The 5,365-nt window shown below is 71.5% G+C and carries 4 protein-coding genes; 3 read left to right on the top strand and 1 reads right to left on the bottom strand.

Translation table 11 applies throughout. From position 1 onward, the window contains the following. The first annotated feature begins 215 nt into the window (after positions 1-215). The 3 genes from AB8Z75_RS30865 to sucD all read left to right on the top strand — a co-directional run bounded on the left by AB8Z75_RS30865 (position 216) and on the right by sucD (position 3,609). A complete protein-coding gene (locus AB8Z75_RS30865; protein ID WP_369207781.1) occupies positions 216-1,337 on the top strand; it encodes a VWA domain-containing protein in 1,122 nt (373 codons plus the stop codon). Between the two features lie 178 nt (positions 1,338-1,515). Continuing rightward, positions 1,516-2,688: an ADP-forming succinate--CoA ligase subunit beta gene (sucC, locus tag AB8Z75_RS30860; protein WP_369207779.1), complete on the top strand. Its 1,173-nt coding sequence runs from the start codon at positions 1,516-1,518 to the stop codon at positions 2,686-2,688. 36 nt (positions 2,689-2,724) lie between these two features. After that, the gene (gene sucD, locus AB8Z75_RS30855) at positions 2,725-3,609 is read left to right on the top strand and encodes a succinate--CoA ligase subunit alpha (RefSeq protein WP_369207777.1); all 885 of its coding nucleotides are present in this window, start codon (positions 2,725-2,727) and stop codon (positions 3,607-3,609) included. Between the two features lie 144 nt (positions 3,610-3,753). Here the strand turns inward: sucD and AB8Z75_RS30850 are convergent. Then, positions 3,754-5,365, bottom strand: a 1,612-nt coding sequence (locus AB8Z75_RS30850; RefSeq protein ID WP_369207775.1) for a sigma factor-like helix-turn-helix DNA-binding protein, incomplete at its 5' end; no start/stop codon positions are given.

The raw sequence follows: 5,365 nt of genomic DNA, 5'->3' as shown, positions 1-5,365 counted from the left end.
GTACGGCTGCTGCTCGGCGGGGCCTTGACCGGGACGGAGGCGCCCTGGGACGACGAAAGGAAGCCGGTGGACGGAAGGGGGCCGGTGGACGGAAGGGGCCGGTGGGCGAGCGGGGGGCCCGTGGACGAGAGGCAGGAGGCGCGCACGTGACGGCAGGCCACAACGGTGCGGCGGCGGCTGCGACGCCGGAGGCGGAACGGCTGCGGCGCTGGCGCATGGTGCTCGGCGGTGGTGACGCGGACGGTACCGGCTGCGCGCTGGGTACCGCCGACAGCGGCATGGACCGGGCGCTGGAGACCGTCTACGGTGCGGACGGCTCCGGTGGGGGCACCCGGAGCGGCGGCGGCAGCCGTGCCGGCGGGCTCGGTGCCTCCGCCCCGCACGTCTCCCGCTGGCTGGGCGACATCCGCACGTACTTCCCCAGCTCGGTGGTGCAGGTGATGCAGCGGGATGCCATCGACCGGCTCGGGCTCTCGTCGCTGCTGCTGGAGCCCGAGATGCTGGAGGCCGTCGAGCCGGACGTGCACTTGGTGGGCACGCTCTTGTCGCTCAAGGCGGCGATGCCTCAAACCAGCAGGGAGACGGCGCGTGCCGTGGTGCGCAAGGTCGTGGCGGAGCTGGAGCGGCGGCTGGCGGCCCGGACCAGGGCGGCGCTGACCGGCGCGCTGGACCGCTCCGCGAAGGTCGGTCGTCCCCGGCACCGGGACATCGACTGGGACCGCACCATCCGGGCGAACCTCAAGAACTACCTGCCCGAGCACGGCACGGTGGTTCCCGAGCGGCTGGTCGGCTACGGGCGGGCCGCGCAGTCGGTCAAGAAGGAGGTCGTCCTCTGCATCGACCAGTCGGGGTCGATGGCGTCGTCCGTGGTCCACGCCTCGGTCTTCGGCGCGGTGCTGGGCTCGATGCGGACGTTGGACACGCGGCTCGTCGTCTTCGACACCGGCGTCGTGGATCTGACCGACGCGCTGGACGACCCCGTCGACGTGCTGTTCGGCACCCAGCTGGGCGGGGGCACCGACATCAACCGCGCGCTCGCCTACTGCCAGTCGCGGATCAGCCGCCCGTCGGAGACGATCGTCGTGCTGATCAGCGACCTGTACGAGGGAGGGATACGGAAGGAGATGCTGGGGAGGGTCGCCGCGATGAAGGACGCCGGTGTTCAGTTCGTCACGCTGCTCGCGCTCTCCGACGAGGGGGCGCCGTCCTACGACCGGGACCACGCCGCGGCTCTCGCGGCCCTCGGCGCTCCCGCGTTCGCCTGCACTCCCGACCATTTTCCCGAGGTGATGGCCGCCGCGATCGAGAAGCGTCCGATACCGGTGCCGGAGGACTGAGAGGCCTGGGGGTTGTGACCGTTGTCACCGCGTATGTGTGAGGTGCGATTTAGGCAGCGCACGCGCGCAGGGCTAACCTGCAAGGCGGACATGCCGCGCGACCCGTGGACGCCGCGGCCCTGCGGCACGCCCACGCTGACAACGACCGCGAGACCATTGATTAAGGGGACGGACGCGCGTGGACCTGTTCGAGTACCAGGCGAGGGACATCTTCGCCAAGCATGACGTACCGGTGCTGGCCGGTGAAGTCATCGAGACGCCTGAGGCGGCGCGCGAGGTGACCGAGCGGCTCGGCGGCCGAGCGGTCGTCAAGGCCCAGGTCAAGACCGGCGGCCGCGGCAAGGCCGGTGGCGTGAAGCTGGCCTCCGACCCGGCGGACGCGGTGGAGAAGGCCGGCCAGATCCTGGGCATGGACATCAAGGGCCACACGGTCCACAAGGTGATGCTGGCCCAGACCGCGGACATCGCGGAGGAGTACTACGTCTCCTTCCTCCTGGACCGCACCAACCGCACCTTCCTGGCGATGGCCTCGGTCGAGGGCGGCGTGGAGATCGAGGAGGTCGCCGCCACCAAGCCGGAGGCGCTGGCCAAGATCCCGGTGGATGCCATCGAGGGCGTCACCGAGGCGAAGGCCCGCGAGATCGCCGAGGCCGCGAAGTTCCCGGCCGAGCTGATCGACCAGGTCGCGCAGGTCCTGATCAAGCTGTGGGACGTGTTCGTCAAGGAGGACGCCCTCCTCGTCGAGGTCAACCCGCTGGTCAAGACGGGTGACGGCAAGGTCATCGCGCTGGACGGCAAGGTGTCGCTGGACGCAGGCGCCGACTTCCGCCAGCCCGAGCACGAGGCGCTGGAGGACAAGGCCGCCGCCAACCCGCTGGAGGCCGCGGCCAAGGCCAAGGGCCTCAACTACGTGAAGCTGGACGGCCAGGTCGGCATCATCGGCAACGGCGCGGGCCTGGTCATGTCCACCCTCGACGTGGTCGCCTACGCGGGCGAGGCGCACAGCAACGTCAAGCCGGCCAACTTCCTCGACATCGGTGGCGGCGCCTCCGCCGAGGTCATGGCGAACGGCCTGGAGATCATTCTCGGCGACCCCGACGTCAAGTCGGTCTTCGTCAACGTCTTCGGCGGCATCACCGCCTGCGACGCGGTCGCCAACGGCATCGTGCAGGCGCTGGAGCTGCTCAAGTCCAAGGGCGAGGACGTCAGCAAGCCCCTGGTCGTGCGCCTCGACGGCAACAACGCCGAGCTCGGCCGCAAGATCCTGACCGACGCGGCGCACCCGCTGGTGCAGCAGGTCGACACGATGGACGGCGCGGCCGACAAGGCCGCCGAGCTGGCCGCCAAGTAAGCCCGGACGAGACCGAACGAGGACACCGACAACACCATGGCTATCTTCCTCACCAAGGAGAGCAAGGTCATCGTCCAGGGGATGACCGGCTCCGAGGGCCAGAAGCACACCAAGCGGATGCTTGCTTCCGGCACCAACATCGTCGGCGGCGTGAACCCGCGCAAGGCGGGCACGAACGTCGACTTCGACGGCACCGAGGTGCCCGTCTTCGGCGGCGTCAAGGAGGCGATGGAGAAGACCGGTGCGGACGTCACCGTCATCTTCGTCCCGCCGAAGTTCGCCAAGGACGCGGTCGTCGAGGCGATCGACGCGGGCATCGGCCTCGCTGTCGTGATCACCGAGGGCATCGCCGTCCACGACACCGCCTACTTCTGGGACTACGCGACCCAGAAGGGCAACAAGACGCGGATCGTCGGCCCGAACTGCCCGGGTCTGATCACCCCCGGCCAGTCGAACGCGGGCATCATCCCGTCCGACATCACCAACAGCGGCCGCATCGGCCTGGTCTCCAAGTCGGGCACGCTGACGTACCAGATGATGTACGAGCTGCGTGACATCGGCTTCTCCACCTGCGTCGGCATCGGCGGTGACCCGGTCATCGGCACCACCCACATCGACGCCCTCAAGGCGTTCGAGGCCGACCCGGACACCGACCTGATCGTCATGATCGGTGAGATCGGCGGCGACGCCGAGGAGCGCGCGGCGGACTTCATCAAGGAGAACGTGACCAAGCCGGTCGTCGGCTACGTCGCGGGCTTCACCGCTCCGGAGGGCAAGACGATGGGCCACGCCGGCGCGATCGTCTCCGGCTCCTCCGGTACCGCGCAGGCCAAGAAGGAGGCCCTGGAGGCCGCGGGCGTGAAGGTCGGCAAGACCCCGTCCGAGACCGCCCGCCTGGCGCGCGAGCGCCTGAGCGCCTGAGCTGCCTGAGCCGCTGGAACGCCTGAGCGTCCGGATCGGTTGAAGGTCTGGGCTGCCTCCTGAAAACCTGAGGGTCCGAGGAGGCGACACCAGGCCGTGGCACGGCTGCTTGACGGGCCCGCACCCCGCGAGGGTGCGGGCCCGTCAGCTGTCTCGGCCCTGGTCGGCCCGCTGGAAGTCGTGCAGGTCCACGCGCTCGTTGGTGGAGCGCAGCTGAGGCAGATAGGCGCGGTCCGAGGGGGCCGAGCGCTTGGCCTCGGCATGCTGCCGATCCCGGCCCTCTTCACTCGTCCGAGTGGTTCTCAGTACGGACGCGCCGGGGAACGTCTCCGGAGCGAATGTCCGGGGCACCACTCCGGCAGGTTTCCTCGGCGGCTGCGCGCTCTCCGCCGTCACGAGAGTGAGCACCGTCGCCGCCGTCACGGTCGCCGTCAGCCCCAGCGAGGCCCGCGTCCACAGCCGCGTCGTACGGAAGCTGCGGCGGCGTACGAGGCGCGGCGGCACGGGACGTACCGGCTGGGCCACGGCGAGCTCGCGCAGCGTGTGCGCCAGCACGGCGCCGCGCCGTCTCCGCGGAAGCTCCCGCAGCGGCGGCCAGCTCTCCTCGAGCGCCGCCCGTCCGTGGGTGACCCGCCCGGCCGCCGCCTCCGTACTGCACTCCACCTCGGCGGCGGTCTCCGGCAGCGTGAGCCCCAGCCCGTAGTGCAGCAGCAGCGCGGCACGGTAGCTGCGCGGCAGTCCCAGGAAGGCCTCCAGCACGGCTCGGTCCTCGGGTGGACCCGAGTACGCCTGCGGCATGCGGCGGAGCGGGTGGAACTGGTGCCACGGGGACAGCGCGTACTCGTACACCGTCGCGCGCACCGTGCGCGTCGGGTCGCTGCCCGCCAGCACCTTGGGCCAGTGCTGCCACGCCTGGTGAAACGCCCACCGCACCGCGCGCTCCGCCACACGCCGGTGTCCGGACAGCAGGAACGCCTGCCGCGTGAGGGCCCGCGCCTGGCGCAGATACAGCTCGTCGAACGCCTCGACCGGGTCGGACGGCAGCTCCTGCGGCTGCGCGGCTGTCCGGACGAAGTCGTCCACAGGGCCCGCCACCCTCGCGACCACCTCGACGCGGGGCTCCGCGTCACTCCGCCGCGGTGCGGGCGCCGACACCCGTGGTGCCTGCGGGACCTCGCCCGTCCGAGGTGCGCTCCGCGGGGTGGGCGCCGTACGCGCCCCCTCGTCGTCCCCGCCGCGTGGGCCCTGCGCCTCGGGCGGAAGCTCCTCCCCCTCGGGCGGAAGCTTCTCCCCCTCGGGTAGAAGCTTCTCCGTCGGAGCCGCCACGACTCCGAACGGCGCGCCCCCGTCGCAGCCACCGCCCACCCCGACGGGCTCGCCTTCCCCGTCCTTCTCCACAGCGGGGGCGTCGGACGACGGAGTGTCGGGCAGCGGGGTGTCGGACAGCGGGGCGTCGGACTCGTCGGAGGGCGGCGGCTCGGTCCCCGGCGCGGGGGAGGTGTCGGCGCTCTCCACGCCCTCCCCGGCCCCGGACGGCTCCCGCTCGGCTGCGGTCGCGGCGGTGTCCGTCACGGCGCTCAACGGGGTGTCCGTCGCGGCGCTCGACGGGGCGTTCGGTGCGGCACTCGGCAGGGCGTTCGGTGTGGCTTCGGACGCGGGCTCGGATGGGGTGTTCGCGGTGGACTTGCGCCGCTGGGCGCTCGAACGTTTGCCGTGGCCCTTGCCTCCGCTCCCGCCTCCGCCCCGGCCGCCTTGC

This window comes from Streptomyces sp. PU-14G (genome assembly GCF_041028275.1).
In the GTDB taxonomy this organism is placed as follows: domain Bacteria; phylum Actinomycetota; class Actinomycetes; order Streptomycetales; family Streptomycetaceae; genus Streptomyces.
The sequence above is the reverse complement of the archived record's forward strand: the minus strand, read 5'-3'. Positions and strand labels throughout refer to the sequence as shown.

Bases quoted from the DNA above. Each gene is read 5' to 3' on its own strand.
- AB8Z75_RS30865 (WP_369207781.1), top strand. From the start codon at position 216: ATGGTGCTCGGCGGTGGTGACGCGGACGGTACCGGCTGCGCGCTGGGT.
- sucD (WP_369207777.1), top strand. From the start codon at position 2,725: ATGGCTATCTTCCTCACCAAGGAGAGCAAGGTCATCGTCCAGGGGATG.